The organism is Alteromonas sp. W12 (assembly GCF_001924945.1).
Lineage (GTDB): Bacteria > Pseudomonadota > Gammaproteobacteria > Enterobacterales > Alteromonadaceae > Alteromonas > Alteromonas macleodii.
This window is the reverse complement of the sequence record NZ_LQXH01000001.1, coordinates 831,272-849,316: the sequence shown is the minus strand read 5'-3', so window position 1 is coordinate 849,316 and position 18,045 is coordinate 831,272. Positions and strand designations below refer to the sequence as shown.

Below are 18,045 nucleotides of genomic sequence, written 5' to 3'. Positions count from 1 at the left end.
TAGGTACGTGCCGCTTTAGCAAAAGCATTGAGCTTTCATAGAACAGCGATGAAATGAACTGTTTCTGTAAAGCTGTCTATCAGCTGTTTTACTTCACTGACAATACATTTACCGACTCTGGTGCGGGATACATCATGCTAAAGCTGGGCGTAATATCACCCGAGGCTGCATTTAGAATATTGTCAAAGCGCAGGATCATGCCATTTGATTTTTCAGCAACATATACATGACCATTGCTGAGCATCAAGTCTACCGGATTACCCAACATTGAGTTCGGTCCTGCAATATTGACGGATACATCCGTTATGCCATCGGCACTGCCTGCGCCAGGAATCACGTACAATTTACCGTCAGCAGCATCCGCTGCGCTGCCTACATCAGAAATGACCAAACTATCGCTTTGGCTATCATAGTCTATGCCATGGATGTTGGTTGGCGCGGCAAATGCTGTCCCACCACTTGCAGGGACAATCAGTCTATCTTCACCCGTAATTACGGTTTCACCGCTTTCCATTTTGCGCATCACTTCTTCAAACACGGCAACCGAACCGTTAGTTAACGCCAGATACGCGCTATCAGTTGATGGGTCGTAATCCACATCCCAAGGGCGCGCCCCGTTGGCCGCTTCAAGTGTTAATAGAGGCGCAACATTGCCTGACGCACAAGGCGAGAATACGCGAACGGCAGGAGTAGCTTCGTTAACATCTGCCACAAATACCACACCTGCTTCTGAGGCAATATCTAACCCTTTAGGTGCAATCAAGCCTGTATCGCCACCCGCAATCATGTGGTCGAAACTATCGCTATACATCATACCGTCTCTCATGGTTTTGAGGCGATTAATCACGAGTAAACCACCCGTTGAGGTTTCAACATCATCGAAGGTAATGACGCCATCACCGCTAGCCGTGAAAGCGGCACTCTCAATGCTCATACCAGCGTCAAAAGTGCTTAGCTCACTGGAAAGTACAGCGCTGTATTGCGCTACTTGCCCCGTGGTTGCACCTTCGCTTGCAGGGTTACTTGATACCGAAAGGCCCATAATAGGCATGGTAGTTATGCCATCGTCCGATGCGTCTTTCATCTCGTTCAGCTGAGTTAACTCGGCCAACGACTCTGGTTTTACTGAAGGCGTTGATAGTGTTGGTGCAACGTCGCCACTAGCACCGTTGAATATGTTTGAGAACACCAAAATGGCGTCATTGGATTTTTCCGCCACGCGAAGATCAGAACCGGTTAAAACAATGTCTACTGGATTACCAAGCTGGGTCGATGCGCCGCCAATCACTCTACTTGGTACAACAGCCCCGTCAGCCGTAGAGACATTTTCTAAAACAAAAATTTGACCATCATCAGCAATTGCAGCATCGCCAACGTCTGACAATACCATACGATTAGACATAGGCTCGTAAGCGATACCGTGCAGATTAATCGATATTTGATTTCCGTCTGCATCTGAAGGCACCACTGAACGCATAACTGTGGGCGCAAAATCAGAACCAGCGACATTATCGTAAACCGCGAGTGTCCCATCGGTCAGTGCAACAAACAACCTATCGCTTTGTTCGTCATAGGCCACATCCCATGGTTTTGCTGAGGTCATTATTTCTGCAATCGGTGCAACATTGCCTGCTGCTTGGCCACCGAATACGCTAACCTTTTGACCGTTAAAGTCAGCCACCATAACTAAACCTGCATTTTCAGCAAAGGCAATACCTTTCGGGTTAACAAGGCCCGTAGTTGCGCCCGTTATCTCGTGCCCTGTACTCATCATGTAGTCGGCTTGAGCTTCAAAATTACAAAGCGTTCTTAATAACGGTAAATCACTGTCGCCAGCTTGTACCAAGCTTCCGCTTTGCGTGAATACAATCCCCTCATTGGCTCCTGTGGTTACCGTGGATAAGACGTTCGCGTTTTGGTCAATCGAGGTAACCGTATTGCGGTTGTCATCGCCATTGTTTGCGACCAAGAAAGTCGCTGACGCAAAGCCTGGGGTTCCATCCTGACCGGGTGCACCATCTTGGCCAGGCGCGCCATCAGTCCCATCGACACCATTTGTTCCGTCGTCACCGTCGCAGGCACTTAGCGCGAGAACCATTGCCGTCGCCAACAGTGACAGTTTTAATTTTTGCTGTGATGTTTTATTGAATTCCATCTTCATCTCCGTACTTGTTGATTCGTGAAGAGACGTCACTTAAACGCGCGATGCGATAAGTACTGCTCACGTCCTGTTCAACAAGCCAAACGATTGATGAGTGATACTGGATGCAAAAAAATAAAAAAAACCTCAATCCATTGCTGAGATTGAGGTTTTTTAGCGTTATAAAATTATGCGATAGCCTTAACGTGGTGGGAAGCCACCGCCTCCGCCAAACCCGCCAGGACCGCCGAATCCACCTGGGCCGCCTGGACCACCAGGGCCTCCAAAACCGCCACCCGGAGGCATCATGCCTTTCATCTGACGCATCATCTTCTTCATGCCGCCGCCAGACATTTTCTTCATCATTTTCTGCATTTGCGTAAACTGCTTAAGTAAACGGTTTACGTCTTGAATTTGCGTACCTGAGCCTGCTGCAATACGGCGCTTACGCGACCCCTTAATCATATCTGGGCGCGCACGTTCAGCCGGTGTCATTGAATTAATGATGGCTTCCATTTGGTTAAACTGCTTGTCGTTTGCCTGATCTTTGATTTTATCAGACATACCGCCCATGCCAGGAAGCTTATCAAGCATTCCCATCATGCCGCCCATGTTCTTCATTTGCTCAAGCTGATCTTTAAAGTCTTGCAGGTCGAAGCCTTTTCCTTTCTGTACCTTCTTGGCCAGCTTTTCCGCTTTCGACTTATCAACTTTACGCTCAACCTCTTCGATAAGGCTAAGTACGTCGCCCATGCCCAAGATACGAGACGCAATACGCTCAGGGTGGAAAGGCTCAAGTGCATCAACCTTTTCGCCCATACCGATAAACTTGATAGGTTTACCCGTGATGTGACGAACCGACAGTGCAGCACCACCTCGTGCATCACCATCTGCTTTGGTCAGTATTACACCGGTAAGCGGTAGCGCGTCGTTAAACGCCTTTGCCGTATTCGCAGCATCCTGACCAGTCATGGCATCAACCACGAACAGAGTTTCAATTGGCTTAACGGCAGCGTGAAGCTCTTTAATTTCGTCCATCATGTCGTTGTCGACATGCAAACGACCTGCTGTATCCACTAGTAGTACATCGAAGAAATTCTTCTTCGCTTCAACAATGGCATCGTTAACGATATCAATGGGCTTTTGTAAAATCGTTGACGGGTGAAAAGCTACATTCACTTCACCGGCAAGGGTTTCAAGCTGCTTGATAGCGGCCGGACGATAAACGTCGGCACTCACTACCATCACTTTCTTTTTCTCGCGCTCAGTTAGGTATTTCGCAAGTTTACCTACAGACGTAGTTTTACCCGCACCTTGTAAGCCCGCCATAAGCACAACAGCCGGAGGTTGAGTTGCGAGGTTAAGCTTTTCGTTCGCTTCCCCCATCACCGACTCTAGTTCAGACTGAACGATTTTAATAAATACTTGGCCAGGCTTGAGGCTTTTGGTTACTTCGGTACCAACTGCACGCTCTTTTACCTGTGCAACAAACGCTTTTACTACGGGTAGCGCAACGTCGGCTTCAAGTAGCGCCATACGCACTTCGCGTAGCGTTTCTTTAATATTGTCTTCAGTAAGACGCCCTTTACCACTGACATTTCGTAATGTCTGGCCTAAGCGTTCTGATAAATTCTCAAACATAGTATGAAACTTCTTTTTATTTCAGACGTAATGCCCGCATTGTAACGTAAAAGCGAACGGTAACGTACCCACAATTGCGGTTAAATTTTTAAACTTTTGCGTTAAGGGTTGTCGAAATTTGATGTACGAATTTCGAAGTCGATATGGAGTAAAAATTGTCCTTCCATGATCCTATACCCACACTAAAAGTGGGTGTGAAACAAACAAAATCAAGGAGATGGTTGAATTTACTTGCAAGTTGCAGTATCAATACCGACTCAGTCGGTGAAGACGTCACCTACCTATTACAGGACGCATCATGAACACCCTTTTCGCCATTTCTGCTGCTTTACTCTACGCATTAGCTGCGGCAGTACTTATTGGCAAATTCGTACACCAAGACGGCCCGAATAAGCGATTAGGGCTATCCATCGCTAGTGTTGGGGCAATTGCACATATCGCTTTTCTCACCAACGTTATTATTGTCGCGCCTGGGCAAGACATGAGTGTAACCAACGTACTTTCATTAGTGTCGTGGATAATCACCGTGTCCATGCTTATATTTGCCCGCGCCATTCCTAATCTTATTTTACTTCCTGTTGTCTTCGGCTTTGCAAGTCTTACGGTACTCGCCTCACAGTTTATTCCCGTGTCATACATCATGCACATAGAGCTGCAGCCGGGCTTAGTTATCCATATTAGTTTGTCATTGTTTGCTTACTGCACTTTGGTCATTGCATTCTTATACGCACTGCAAATGTCCTACATTACCTACCGGTTAAAGCAAAAAGGTGCTGCGTTACTACATTCATCACTACCGCCTTTAATGCTTGTAGAAAACATTTTGTTCAAGCTGTTGCTTGCGGGAACTTGTTTACTAACCGTCTCACTAATTAGCGGGTTTGTTTTCTTAGAAGATATGTTTAACAAAACTTACGCGCATAAAACGGTGCTATCAGCGGCCGCTCTCGTTGTTTTTCTCATTCTTTTAATAGGCCAGAAACTTCGAGGTTGGCGCGGGCGACAAGTTATTGTGATGACAGTCTTGGGAGTGACGCTACTGTCCCTTGCCTATTTTGGTAGCAAATTAGTTCGCGAATTTCTTCTTTAAAACTCCCTGTATTTATTGCTGAGCTCGCTGCCGGGCTGGCTTTTTAGGCGGCTCGGCGGCGCTTGTCACTTTTTGGTGTTATTTAGTTAATTAGGGGCATATCAGCAATTTTCCCTTGAAACTCGCACTTCAAATCAATACATTTGAAGCCTAAGTTAAGACAGGAACCCATTAATTGGACGACATATCAACGAGTACGCTGTTTATCGCGCTCGGCGTACTCATATTACTATCTGCGTATTTCTCTAGTTCAGAAACTGGCATGATGTCGATTAATCGTTATCGACTCAAGCATTTGCAAGGAGAAGGCAACCGCTCAGCTATACGTGTTGCTAAACTTCTAGAACGACCTGATCGCCTTATCGGCCTTATTCTCATCGGAAACAACTTAGTTAATATTGCAGCATCCTCGCTTGCAACCATACTTTGTATTCGTTTATTCGGTGACTATTGGGGGCTGTTTGCTGCTACCTTTGGCTTAACGCTGGTCTTACTTATTTTTGCAGAAGTAACGCCGAAAACACTGGCTGCACTGTATCCAGAAAAAGTGGCATTTCCGAGCTCCATTATTCTGCTTCCACTGCTTACCTTGCTGTACCCTTTTGTGGCAGCGATTAACGGTATCACAAACGGCATTCTAGCTTTGCTAAGAATTAGTCCTGCAAGTGGAAGTGACGACTCGTTAAGTCGAGAAGAGTTAAGAACCGTGGTTTTTGAAGCTGGTGCCATGATCCCTAAGCGACACCAAGATATGTTGGTGAGTATTTTGGACTTAGAAAGCGTAACGGCCGAAGATATCATGGTGCCACGTGCTGAAATTTTTGCTATCGACATTAACGACGATTGGAAGAAAATTCAAAAAGCGTTAACCCATGCTCAACATACCCGTGTTTTATTATACCGAGACAGTGTCGACGATGCGGTAGGCTTTGTGCATGTGCGTGACGCCCTGCGCCTTCTATCAAAAGACCAGTTTACTAAATCAAGCTTGCTTCGCGCAGTTCGTGAGATTTACTACACGCCTGAATCTACCCCGCTGCACACGCTGATGTATAAGTTTCAAGCGGAAAAAGAGCGCATTGCTCTGGTTGTTGATGAGTATGGCGACATTATGGGTCTAGTCACTCTTGAAGATATTCTTGAAGAGATTATCGGTGACTTTACCACCAGTATGGTTCCAGACCACAGTAAGGAAGCACATGTACAACAGGATGGTTCAGTATTGGTTGATGGTAGTGCCAACGTCCGAGAATTGAACAGAGAAATGGATTGGAACCTGCCTACGGAAGGCCCTAAAACCCTTAATGGTTTATTACTTGAGTATCTTGAAGATATTCCTGAGAACAAAGTAAGCGTGCGTTTGGCGGGTTATCCGTTAGAAATTGTAGACATTTCAGAAAGCATGATAAAAACCGTCAGAATCATGCCGGAATACTATGTTGCACCTAAAGAGTCGAATAACGACCACTAAACGTTTTGGTAGTTAACCTGCCTTTCGGCCTTATCAGCTAACCTTTTGATTCGTCAGCTAGACGCTGTGCTCTATTTGCCAGCGCTCTAGCTTTCGCAGCAGCGACCTTATCTGACAATTCAGATAATTTGGCAATAATATCCTGCGTCTCCTTATCTTCACGTAAATCAGCCTCCGCCATATGCGATTGCAATGAACGTTTAAGGAGCTCAGGAATAGATTTGCTGTCCATTTCCCAACCCTTCAATAGAATAAACTTTGACACTCTCAAAGAGTCTATCGACCATGTGGGAATATACTTAACGATTAATTGTTCAATTTCCGAAATTAATCGCTAAGAAGGAGCAAGGCGTTTACAGCCCTTGATAATGCGTTACCAGCGTGCCTTTGTGCTCTTTTAAAGAATACTTGATAACAGCAATTGAGGCCGTAGAAAACAAACTTGTGGTGTAAGACTGGCACAGTTCATCAACGAGATAGCTAACTAGCGGCATGTGACTAACAACAAGAAGTTTTTTGATTGGTTTTTTGGAATTGACCGCGGCGTGAAGAAGTCCATCAATATAATCACTCACCAGTCTTGGCGAGCCTTCCGGAACAATATCTTCATTATTTTCAACTTTGTTCGCAATGATATCAAGCGATACCATATCATGGGTCTGTTTGGCTCGACGATAAGGGCTCACAAGCGCTAAGTCCACAATGCCTTTCTGGCAATACTGGTCTTTTAACCATAAAGCTGCTGTTTTGGCTTGCTCTCTACCTAATGGTGTAAGTTGCCTGCTTTTATCATCGAGTCTGGGCGCTTCTGCTTCACCGTGACGCATAATGAAAAGATAAATGTCGTCGTTGCTACTTTGACCTGACATAACATTGCGCATAGTATTAATGAAAGTATGCTAACGATATCAGAGAGCTGATACTACGCCTAGCGCTAAACCGCGAATAGTGAGAATTTTCGTACATTATTTAACGTTTTGTGAAGTTTCTCTTTATAGACGCTCCAGCAGTAAGGTGCTCTTGACCAAAAACGAGACAATGTGAACAACACCATAAATTTAGAAAACGCACATCACGTTACTTTACCTAATGGGTTGCGTGCCATGTTATGTCACACGCCAGAAGCGAGTGAATCTTTTGTTTCAATGGCGGTAAGAGCCGGACACTTTTATGACCCAAACGATTGCCAAGGGTTAGCCCATCTTCTTGAACACATGCTTTTTATGGGTAGCCGTCATTTGCCCAAACCCAATGCCATAAATGGATTCATTGAGCAACACGGCGGCACAATCAATGCGTGGACAGGTACCGAGTACACAAATTACCATTTCAATTGCAGCGGTGACGCTATTGCGCAAACATTGCCTGCATTTGCAGATATGCTTAGGCAACCCTTATTTGAAGAAGACGCGCTAACCAACGAAATAAAGAACATTCATGCTGAATTTGAGTTTAAGAAAAAAGACGACCTTCGCCGCCTTTATCAAATTCATAAAGAGACATGTAATCCAGAGCATCCTTTTGCAAAATTTTCTGTAGGCAATTGCGATACCTTTTCTCAACACAAATGTACAGAGCTTAAACGTCGCCTGAAGGCACTGCACCAATCGTATTACTGTGCGCTTAATATGCGCTTGTGCATAGCCAGTCCTATGCCAATACGTCAACTCGAGGCGTTAGTGAATCAGTGTTTTGGGACATTGCCAAGTGGACAGTTAGCCTCTGACGACTGGCCTTCGCTTTACACAGAAAATGAACTTGGCATTCAAATCAACATTCATCCGCTGCAATCTGCTAGACGTATGATAGTGACATTTGCCCTCCCCGCTTTACAGAACGACTACAAAACCAAACCGCTGAACTACATCAGCCATTTGATTGGTGACGAAGGTGAAGGAAGCCTACTTGCCTATTTAAAAGAAAAAGATTGGGCGTTAAACCTGATAGCGGGCTCTGGCATAGAAGGCGACAAATTTAAAGATTTTAACGTGAGCTTTCAGCTTACCCAGGAAGGCCTTAAACACAAAGCGCAGGTGTTAGAGGCACTATTTAGCTACATCGAATTAATTAGAGAAGCATCGACTGAAGAGTGGCGCTTTCACGAAAAGTCGCAGCTAAACGCGCTGGCTTTAGAGTACGAAGAAAATGTGAAGCCGCTTGGGATCATAACTGAGTATGCACAGCATCAATTTATATTCGAACCTGACGAATTAAATAGACTTCGCTCTACTATTGGTAGTTATGACAGAAGCATAATTGAGCATGCACTATCTTTTTTCACGCCCAAGAACCTTCGTTTAAAGGTTATATCAAAAGATGTTAAAACCACTCAGGTTTGCGCATTTTATGAGGCTGAATATAGCGTTGAAGGCATCGACGATGCGCTAATACATTCACTTGAAAGCGCAAAGAAAATTCCAGAATTGTGTCTTCCCCCACCCAACCCTTATTTGGCGAGCGAATACACGCTTATCCTCCCTGAAACGGGGTTTAATGTTCCAAATAGGTTGGTAGATAATGGTGGCTATCGATTTTGGTTCGCTCAAGACCAACAATTCCATAGCCCTAAAGGCGATATTTATATCTCTTTCGACGCAGCTCAGTTTTCAGACTCTTTGACCTCTGTTGCGGCCAAGCGAATTTGGCTCGGCGCACTTAACGATCATCTCCAAGCTAAATACTACCGAGCTGAAATAGCAGGACTTCACTATCGGATTTATGGGCATCAAGCTGGATTTACCCTACACACCCGTGGTTTTACGAATCAGCAGACATTATTAGCAAGTCAACTTCTTGACGCCGTTCTCGGTTTTATTCCCGACGAAAGAGCCTTTGAACATCACAAAGCACTTCAAATTCAAAGCCTTCATAATTCACTGTTAAATAAGCCGACTAACCGTTTATTCTCTCGTTTAAGTGTTCTTATTCAACGCAACACGCAAGCGCCAGTTGAATTGTTAGACGTGATAGAAAACATCTCTTATAACGAGATGCTAGGCTGTCGCAGTGCAGCCTTTGAGCATTATTTTGTAGAGGCATTTATGCATGGCAACTGGGCAAGCGAAGAAGCAAAGGCATTTTCGACGTCGCTTCATAGCCATTGCAAAAATGCAGGGGGAGCTCCCCTTTCTCGTGCCGTATCTAAGCTGCCTGTAGGCGGAACTCTTTATCATGAAGTGTTGTGTAATCACGATGACTCAGCGGTCGTACTTTATTTACAAGCACCTTCTCCTAGCCTCACCGACACCGCATTATGTATGGTTCTTGAACAGATGCTGGCAGCACCGTTCTTCAATTCGTTAAGAACAGAACAGCAATTGGGATACATAGTCGGTACAGGCTATGTGCCACATAATCAACACCCCGGAATGGCATTTTATATACAAAGCCCGCAATGCAGTCCAAAGCAGTTGCTAGATGCAATGACCGCCTTTTTGTTCCAGCAACTCAATGAAATAGAGTTCTATCGTTTTTATTGGCCTACTATCCAACAAAACCTTATTAAGCAGTTAGAAGAGAGAGACCTTACTCTTTCGATGAAGTCACAGCGTTTATGGGTAAGTTTGGGTACGCAAGATTTAGAGTTTAATAGAAATGCAAAGCTTGCTGAAAGGATCAAAGGCTTGAGTTTCGAAGAGATTCAAGACTTCGCGCATCAACTCGCTAAACGAGAGCGCTGCGGGGAATTGGTGCTGTTCTCTCGTGGAAAATTTGAGAGTATTCCCACGCAAGAAAAACGAACGATTAACAGTATTTCTGAATTCAAAAAAGAAATTCCTTACTACTAACGCTGCATTGTAGGCACGTGCCACGGTCGTTAAGATTTTAATCAATCTGCCGATACCCAGTGGTATTCGCAGACAAGGTTGGTTAATAAGTAAACCATCATTCTTGTTATTACTAAAAAGTCCTTGTAGAGGCTTAGTTAATTCGGCATATTTATTATTCTGGCTGTTAGGGATGCCGCCAGTGAATTAAAAAAATAATAAATGGCGTATGCCAAAGGTGTGTAGGTGCGCTCAACCCTAATTTATTCAATTTCTCTTCTTTTGTTGGCTTTGTCAGAAATTCTTTTTTCTTCTGCAAAGGCGATAGAGGTTTCTGATCTTCATTTTAAAGAATTAAACCGTCGTCATGGCCTATCAGATAATTCTGTTCTTGATATTGTCGAAGATGATAAGGGTTACATTTGGCTAGCAACAACAGCTGGGCTGAACCGTTACTCTGGTGATTCTATAAAAAAATACTACCCATCAGATTCGGACGACTCCTCAATCCCCCCAGGCTTTATTCAAGATCTATTTTTAGATTCGAATGGACAATTATGGATAGGAACACACGAAGGATTAGCAAAATATATTCCAAAAACAGATAACTTTGTGGTTTTTAATAGTGATAATTCTGTTATAAAAACTAACCATATAACTGCAATAGGTGAATCAACCGAAGGCGATATTCTGTTTACTGACAGAAAGTTTCTCTATAAAGTTCTTAAAGGAACATCCTCAATACGGGTTGTTTCACAAATTTTCGAAAGTGAAACTCTTATAAAGGTCATCATTGACGAGCCCAACAGGACATGGGTAGGTTCTAAGAATTTAGGCGCTAGATTCATCGACAAAGAAGATAATCAGGTCTTCGATATAGCTAAAGTGAACCCTTTCGGAATTTCAATAGATCTTGTAGCACTCCATGATATGAAAGTTATAAATGGAAATTATTGGCTTGCCACTGAAAATGGAGTCAAAGTAATTGGAGCTAATGGAAAAGTAATCAAGGAAATTAATGGTTCATCGCTAGATTCGAGTGGAAATATCAATACTTTGTCCATAGAACTTATAGATGATAATTTGTGGATGAGTACAACTTCTGGTCTCTATATACTTGAAAGCGTGACACAAAGCTCATTCTTAAATAACGAGACACCGAATTACTTACATCTTAATTCTGACACCTATGATTCCACAGGTCTTCCATCTGCCATTATTTTAAAAGTTGTAGAAGATCGAACAGGTTCAGTGTGGGCTGCCACTTTCAAGCAAGGCGCATTTAGATATCACCCTGAATATGCCAGCGTGTATTTTAAACCAACATATAATTCTGAGCGGATGTCGATAGACAATCACACTGCTGTTTGGGCGCTTGCAGAATCTGAAAGCAAAGAGATTTTTTTAGTTTCACAGACTAGAGGGTTAGGGAAAATCCAAGATGGTCTTAGAGATGTAGAATTTTATGATCTGGATAGAGATTTTGATTATCCTATAAGCTTTTGGGATTTAAAAATAGACTCAAATCAAATGTTTTGGGTCGCTTCATCTAACGGTCTACTAGTATACAAGTTCTCTAATGATAAACCCCACCTCGTCACACACCTGTTCGAGGGTAAATTTATCGACCGTGTTCATATTGACAATGATACGGCTTGGGTTTGGGTTGACTCAGAAGGCACTCTATCAATTGATCTTAATTCTGTGCTCGATGGGAATGAAGTAGAAATAGCCTCACTTTCTAGCGAACAACTCGGAGAAAGGTTAATACCTATTTTCACGGACTCCGAACATAGACTCTGGTTGAGAAACAACCATAAAGTAGTTATTTACTCGAGAGAAACCGGCAAAGTTTTCAAAACTATAGAACTATCGGACGGAATTTTTTCTACTGTATATGGAGTCTACGAAACCAACGATTTTTATTGGTTAACAACGAGATCAAATGGAATTATTTCTCTCGATAAAAACAACTTTACTATCAGTGACAAACAGCCCAGAAACGATAATCAGAATGGAATAATAACTTCAACACTCGGAGATGGAAATAGTATCTGGTATTCGGATGAAGTTGGTGTGCACCAAATTCACCTCCCTTCTTTGAGAGAAGAAACTACTATTCCAAACTTTGAACTTGAATACAATTCAATGGGAGAAGGCGCAGTTTTAGCAGCTTCCAATAATTCTATTTATTTTGGGGGTAATAAAGGCTTCAATAGAATAACCAAATCAAGTTCTAAAGAAGATAAGAGTCCATTAACCACACTACCACCTCAATTATCTGAGTTCAGTATTTTTGGAATACGTAAGAATAAGGACAAAAAGAAAGATGTAGAAGATTTTGATAGTTTTCTGCTTACAGAAAATATCAATCATGCTACTAATAAGGTTCTTGCTTATGACGAGTCAAGATTTAGCATTTCATTCGAGCTAGTCAATCCGATATATCCAAATCAAGTCTTTTATCGCTACAGGTTAAACGGATACGACAATGACTGGATTTACGTCGGTCAAGATTCATCAAAAACTGCTCAGTTCAATAACGTAAGTTTTGGTAAATATTTATTTGAAGTTCAAGCCAAGGAACCTAGAAAAGATTGGTCGCAGAGCAGAGGACTCTCTATTGAAGTCACACGCCCCCCGTGGCTACACACAGTAGCTCTAGTTTTCTATACTCTAATGGCACTTGCCGTTCTGAGTTTCATTGTTCGCCAATATCAAATAAGAAAAGCCAACCAACTTGCCATCAAAGAGTCCGAAGAACGCCTTAAACTGACGCTATGGAGTTCAGGTGATGAATTGTGGGACTGGGACGTATACAGAGGCCAAGTTTACCGTGCAAATACATGGGGCACACTCGACTTCCCTCAAGATGATATACGCACCACAGGCGCTTACGATGCAAATATACACCCCAACGACGTAAGCCGTGTTAAAACTGCTCTAAGAGAGCATCTTGAAGGTAATAGTGACTTCTACGAACTCGCATACCGTGCCAAGACATTTAAGAATCAGTGGATTTGGATACTTGACCGTGGAAAAGTGGTTGAAAGAGACCATAACGATCAGCCAGTACGAATGACTGGTACGCTTAAGAATATTCATCACTTAAAAGAAGCTGAAGAGCAGCTAAATCTATTTAAGCGTTCAATTGAGAACATCTCTGAAGGTGTATTCATAACGAATACCCAATTTAAATTCATAAGTGTAAACAATGCATATTGCGGTTACACCGGCGAAACCCGTGATCAAGCTTTAGCAAGCTATATGCATTTTCATCTATATCCAGACGCGTTTACCGAAGAAATTAAGAAAACGCTAAAAGCGAAAGGTAATTGGTCAGGGGAAGTAGAAAGTGTGCGAGTGAACGGTGAGCGCTATGAAATGGAATTAAACATAGACGCCGTCCATGACGATGACGGAAAAATAAGCCATTTTGTAGGCGTATTTAGTGATATCACGTCAAGAAAAAGTACTGAAAAAGAACTATTGAAACTAGCTAATACTGACCCGCTCACAGAGCTTCCGAATCGGTCGTTCTTCCAAGCTAGCCACCAGAACTTGGTGCGGAAAGGAGCACAACATACTCTGCTCTGTTTGGATATGGATAACTTTAAGAAAATAAACGATTCTTTAGGTCACCAAACGGGCGATATATTAATTAAACAAATAGCAAAACGCTTACAGAGAATTACCGGTAAGAGTGCGACCTGCTATCGTTTAGGTGGCGATGAATTTAGCGTGTTAATGGAAGACAATGCCGATATCCACACGGTAACGCATTACGCACAGAACCTATTAGACACGTTATCTCGCCCCTTTATCATTAATAAGCAAGAGTTTGTATTGGGTGCCAGTATTGGAATTGCATTCTTCCCTGACGACGGCACTTCTCCACAGGAAATGCTGAAAAACGCTGACACAGCCATGTACTTCGCTAAAAACAACGGCGGAAACAGCTACCAGTTCTTTAGCGGAGAGATGAATCAAAACGCTGTTAGGCAACTGCAAATTGAAAACCTGATAAGACAAGGCATTAAAGATGACTTGTTTACTGTTTACTACCAGCCGAAAGTAGATATAGCCTCTGGTAAACTAGTCAGCATGGAAGCTTTGGTGCGTTTTGAGCACCCACAAAAGGGCATAGTAAGCCCAGGACAATTTATTCCTTTGGCAGAACAAACGGGCCAGATTATAGAAATTGGTGAACAAGTGCTAAGAAAAGCTTGTGCAGATACCAAACGCTGGGTAAACCAAGGTTTGTTTAGTGGCCGTGTTGCCGTGAATATCTCTGCAAAACAGTTCGAATTACCTGACTTAGACGACAGAATAAACAAGATCTTAAGTGATATCGGTTTGTCGCCACTACATTTAGAGTGCGAAATAACTGAGGGTACGCTGATGGAGAGCCCTGAAAACGGCCTTCAGATGATGACTCGCCTTCGCGAAAGAGGGATTCACCTAGCGCTAGACGATTTCGGTACAGGTTATTCCTCCCTAGCCTACTTAAAGCGTTTCCCACTTAACACGCTTAAAATTGACAAGGCATTTATTGACGATATAGCAAAGAGTAATGTGGACCGTCACATGGCCGCTGCCATCATAAATATCGCCCACAATCTAGGCTTGAAAGTTGTGGCGGAGGGCGTAGAAGAAGAAGCGCAGCTAGATATTCTACGTCGCTACGATTGTGAGATGTTGCAAGGCTTCTTATACAGCCGACCATTAAATGCAGAGCGCTTCGAGAAGCTTCTCACCGAGAATCAAAAGCTTCATACGTTGCTTGGCCAATCGAATTTTTAACCGCCCTTACCTTTTACTCGCGTATAGGGCGCGTACTTTCCCCTGCCTAATGCCATTCATTGCAGCTTTAGGCAAAGTCATGCCTATTCAACCTTAGTTTATTAGACTTTAGTGCCATTAAAATGGCGCTTATGAACATCGACAATCCTCCACACCAAAAATAAAAGCTAATCCTTTGAATACATTAGATATTTTAAAAAATATCATTTCTGGCACACATTTAGCTAACTATTAGATACCGATGAAAAATATAAAAAATCGGTTTTGTTTGTTCGTTCAAAATAATCAGAGGAAATTAACATGTTAAAAGAGTACGCAGTTGCACTAGTACTTTCTACCGCTACCCCAGTTGCTGCCGACAAGCAAGAAGGCGCTAAACAAGCTCCTGAGTCGCAAAAAGAAACGATTACACAGCCAAAAGCTGTTAAGCCACAAACAGGCGGAAACGGCTGGGGCGTTGGCTTCTAATCTGAGGCACAGTATTTCCAAAAAAAGAGAGCAACGCTCTCTTTTTTTATACCTGTATTTTACGCCCCACTTACTTATTTCAGCAAACCGCTAGGAAAGACTACGCAGAAATATAAAGGTTGTTAAACCCTACTGCATTGCGCCAATGTATATGGCGAGAGATTGAGAACATGGGCAGTAAGATTGGACCTAACACAAAACCCGCTATCGCCCACTTTTTCGCGCTCATTCCCCATTTAAACGCTTCTACATAAAAATATAGAGAAAAGATAACGCTTAATACTACGAGTGAAATCACACTGCCTCCGCCTGTTTGACCTAGTTACGTGGGGTTACTTGTCCCCATCAATTATTCAATTTAACTTACTGATAATTGACGCCAACAATTTGACGCGTTCATTTTTTAACCGCAGGAATTCTACCCAATATAGAACAATAAACCAGCAAAAATACCCATTAGACATAAAAAAACCGGGCAATGCCCGGCTTTTAACATTTTATAAACTTAGCTGTAAAACTTTTGATCGTTTTCTGCCATTTTTACTAACACTTCAGCAGGTGCAAATTTATCACATACAGCAGTAGCATAATGGTTTAAACGAGCAACAACGTGTTTAATTCCCAGTGTATCCATATAGCGGAACGGGCCGCCTAAGAATGGAGGGAAACCAATACCGAAGATAGCGCCAATGTCGCCGTCGCGGGCATTACGGATAACGCCTTCGTCTAAACAGCGCGCTGCTTCATTAAGCATCATTAATACACAGCGTTCAGCAACTTCTTTTTCGCTTAGTTTGGCAGAAGGCGATAGCCCAAGTAATTCGTAGATTGATTCATCCACTTCTTTACCTGGTTTTTTGCCTTCATAAGAATAAAACCCTTTTTGGTTTTTCTTACCCTTTCTGCCGTCTGCAAGTACTTTATCGAAAGCACTTGGCGCAGTGAAGCGCTCGCCGAACGCCTCTACAAGAAATGGGATGATCTTAGTACCAACGTCAATGCCCACTTCATCAAGTAGTTTTACAGGACCTACAGGGAAACCGAACTTAACCAACGATTTATCAATATGCTCAATAGGCTCACCGTCAAGTATAAGGTTTGCCGCTTCATTCATGTAAGGTGCCAAAATACGGTTTACGTAGAAACCCGCACCGTCTTTAACAACAACCGGTGTTTTGCCTTGCTTTTTAGCAAATTCAACCGTCGATGAAATGACTTGGTCAGACGTTTTATCGTGAGCAATTACTTCGGCCAATGGCATTTTGTCTACTGGCGAGAAGTAATGCAGACCAATCACGTTTTCAGGTCGTGCTGCTTTAGCTGCAATTTGTGTAATTGGAATAGACGACGTATTAGACGCGAAGATCGTGCTTTCTTTGCAGTTCTCTTCAATATCCGCCACCATTTTTTGCTTAAGATCTAAATCTTCAAAAACCGCCTCAACCACGATATCAGCATCTTGGTAGCCACTATAATCTAGCGTACCGGTAAGAAGCGCCAACTGTTTCTGCATTTCACTATTGCGCATGAAACGCTTCTTCACCTTTTTGTTTAAGATGTCATAGCTATATTTCATTGCATTGGCTATGCCTTCAGCACGCACGTCTTTAATACGGACAGGTACACCGGCTTTGGTCGACGTTACATAGGCGATACCACCACCCATTAAACCACCGCCAAGCACACCGACTTTCTTCATTTTTTCAGGTTTAACACCTTCAACGCCGTTTTCTTTCTTCATTTCTGTCGTAGCGAAGAAAATCTGACGTAACTGGAAAGATTCCGGCGTCATAACAAGCTTACCAAAGGCTTCAGCTTCGGCTTTAAGGCCCGCTTTCATCCCTTCGTTCATGCCCGTTTCAATAACATCAATAATGTAACCTGGCGCTGGATAATTACCTTTGGTTTTGGCAAATGTCGCTTCGCGCGCTTTTTTGAACATCATGTTACGGCCCGGGCCGGTTTTCTCTAACACTTTGTCCATCACACTCTTTTGCGGCGCTTCTCTTTCTGGTTTGCGTTTAAGCGCAAACTGTTCAGCTACCTTTAGCAAAACGCTGTGAGGTACCACATCATCTACAATACCGTACTTTTTAGCTTGCTTAGCGCGTGCTGGAGACCCAGTAAGCATCATTTTCATCGCTTGCTGAATGCCGATTAGGCGAGGAAGGCGCTGAGTACCACCACTGCCTGGCAACAAGCCAAGCTGCACTTCCGGTAGACCTACCTGAGTACTAGGTGAATCGGTACATACACGGTAGTGACACGCTAATGCTAGCTCTAAACCACCGCCTAACGCTGGGCCGTGAATAGCCGCAACGAAGGTAGCCTTCATGTTCTCAACTCTATCGAAAATGGCTTGACCGCCAGCGGCTATGGTTGTGGCATCTTCCGCAGTTTTACACGCTGCTAGCATGGTGATATCGGCACCTGCTACGAATGAGCTTGGCTTGCCGCTTGTTAACACCACACCTTTGATGCTGCTGTCGCGTTCAATATCATCAAGCATGGCAGATATCTCATCGCCAAACTCAGCTTTAAGCGTATTCATGCTCTCGCCAGGTACGTCCATGCTAAGAATAGCAACGCCATTATCTTGCTTAGTTAACGTAAATGCGCCTGATGTTGGCTGAACTTCATTTGTCATTTCTTGTTCCTGACTCAT

The 18,045-nt window shown here is 43.3% G+C and carries 11 protein-coding genes; 5 read left to right on the top strand and 6 right to left on the bottom strand.

Features of this window, described 5'->3' with window-relative positions; genetic code table 11:
- Positions 1–88 precede the first annotated feature (88 nt).
- Entirely contained in the window at positions 89–2,155 is a 2,067-nt protein-coding gene (locus AWH61_RS03475; protein ID WP_075176221.1) for a YncE family protein, read from the bottom strand.
- Between the two features lie 186 nt (positions 2,156–2,341).
- Positions 2,342–3,781, bottom strand: coding sequence for a signal recognition particle protein (gene ffh, locus AWH61_RS03470; RefSeq protein ID WP_014948819.1), 1,440 nt, complete (start codon positions 3,779–3,781; stop codon positions 2,342–2,344).
- A 298-nt stretch (positions 3,782–4,079) separates the two neighbouring features.
- Between ffh and AWH61_RS03465 the strand changes: the two genes are divergently transcribed.
- Both AWH61_RS03465 and AWH61_RS03460 read left to right on the top strand, forming a co-directional pair.
- Positions 4,080–4,871: a cytochrome C assembly family protein gene (locus AWH61_RS03465; RefSeq protein ID WP_014948818.1), complete on the top strand. Its 792-nt coding sequence runs from the start codon at positions 4,080–4,082 to the stop codon at positions 4,869–4,871.
- A 175-nt stretch (positions 4,872–5,046) separates the two neighbouring features.
- Entirely contained in the window at positions 5,047–6,342 is a 1,296-nt protein-coding gene (locus AWH61_RS03460) for an HlyC/CorC family transporter (protein WP_014948817.1), read from the top strand.
- A gap of 37 nt (positions 6,343–6,379) precedes the next feature.
- Here the strand turns inward: AWH61_RS03460 and AWH61_RS03455 are convergent, their stop codons facing one another.
- Entirely contained in the window at positions 6,380–6,574 is a 195-nt protein-coding gene (locus AWH61_RS03455; protein ID WP_014978722.1) for a hypothetical protein, read from the bottom strand.
- Positions 6,575–6,695: 121 nt separating this feature from the next.
- Positions 6,696–7,211, bottom strand: coding sequence for a phosphohistidine phosphatase SixA (sixA, locus tag AWH61_RS03450; RefSeq protein ID WP_014976012.1), 516 nt, complete (start codon positions 7,209–7,211; stop codon positions 6,696–6,698).
- 171 nt (positions 7,212–7,382) lie between these two features.
- Here sixA and AWH61_RS03445 point away from each other — a divergent pair, with 171 nt between their 5' ends.
- The 3 genes from AWH61_RS03445 to AWH61_RS20080 all read left to right on the top strand — a co-directional run bounded on the left by AWH61_RS03445 (position 7,383) and on the right by AWH61_RS20080 (position 15,380).
- Complete coding sequence (locus AWH61_RS03445) at positions 7,383–10,130, top strand: insulinase family protein (protein WP_075176220.1); 2,748 nt, start codon at positions 7,383–7,385, stop codon at positions 10,128–10,130.
- A gap of 225 nt (positions 10,131–10,355) precedes the next feature.
- The gene (locus AWH61_RS03440; protein ID WP_075176219.1) at positions 10,356–14,912 is read left to right on the top strand and encodes an EAL domain-containing protein; all 4,557 of its coding nucleotides are present in this window, start codon (positions 10,356–10,358) and stop codon (positions 14,910–14,912) included.
- 300 nt (positions 14,913–15,212) lie between these two features.
- Complete coding sequence (locus AWH61_RS20080; protein WP_170870492.1) at positions 15,213–15,380, top strand: hypothetical protein; 168 nt, start codon at positions 15,213–15,215, stop codon at positions 15,378–15,380.
- Positions 15,381–15,480: 100 nt separating this feature from the next.
- On the opposite strand, the gene AWH61_RS03435 is transcribed toward AWH61_RS20080, so the two are convergent.
- Positions 15,481–15,678, bottom strand: coding sequence for a hypothetical protein (locus tag AWH61_RS03435; RefSeq protein ID WP_014948811.1), 198 nt, complete (start codon positions 15,676–15,678; stop codon positions 15,481–15,483).
- A gap of 207 nt (positions 15,679–15,885) precedes the next feature.
- Complete coding sequence (gene fadJ / locus AWH61_RS03430; protein ID WP_075176650.1) at positions 15,886–18,027, bottom strand: fatty acid oxidation complex subunit alpha FadJ; 2,142 nt, start codon at positions 18,025–18,027, stop codon at positions 15,886–15,888.
- Positions 18,028–18,045: the final 18 nt, after the last annotated feature.

What these genes read in the sequence shown, in the direction of transcription:
- AWH61_RS03475 (WP_075176221.1), bottom strand. Translation starts at nt 2,155, where the DNA reads ATGGAATTCAATAAAACATCACAGCAAAAATTAAAACTGTCACTGTTG.
- ffh (WP_014948819.1), bottom strand. Translation starts at nt 3,781, where the DNA reads ATGTTTGAGAATTTATCAGAACGCTTAGGCCAGACATTACGAAATGTC.
- AWH61_RS03465 (WP_014948818.1), top strand. Translation starts at nt 4,080, where the DNA reads ATGAACACCCTTTTCGCCATTTCTGCTGCTTTACTCTACGCATTAGCT.
- AWH61_RS03455 (WP_014978722.1), bottom strand. Translation starts at nt 6,574, where the DNA reads ATGGACAGCAAATCTATTCCTGAGCTCCTTAAACGTTCATTGCAATCG.
- sixA (WP_014976012.1), bottom strand. Translation starts at nt 7,211, where the DNA reads ATGTCAGGTCAAAGTAGCAACGACGACATTTATCTTTTCATTATGCGT.
- AWH61_RS20080 (WP_170870492.1), top strand. Translation starts at nt 15,213, where the DNA reads ATGTTAAAAGAGTACGCAGTTGCACTAGTACTTTCTACCGCTACCCCA.
- fadJ (WP_075176650.1), bottom strand. Translation starts at nt 18,027, where the DNA reads ATGACAAATGAAGTTCAGCCAACATCAGGCGCATTTACGTTAACTAAG.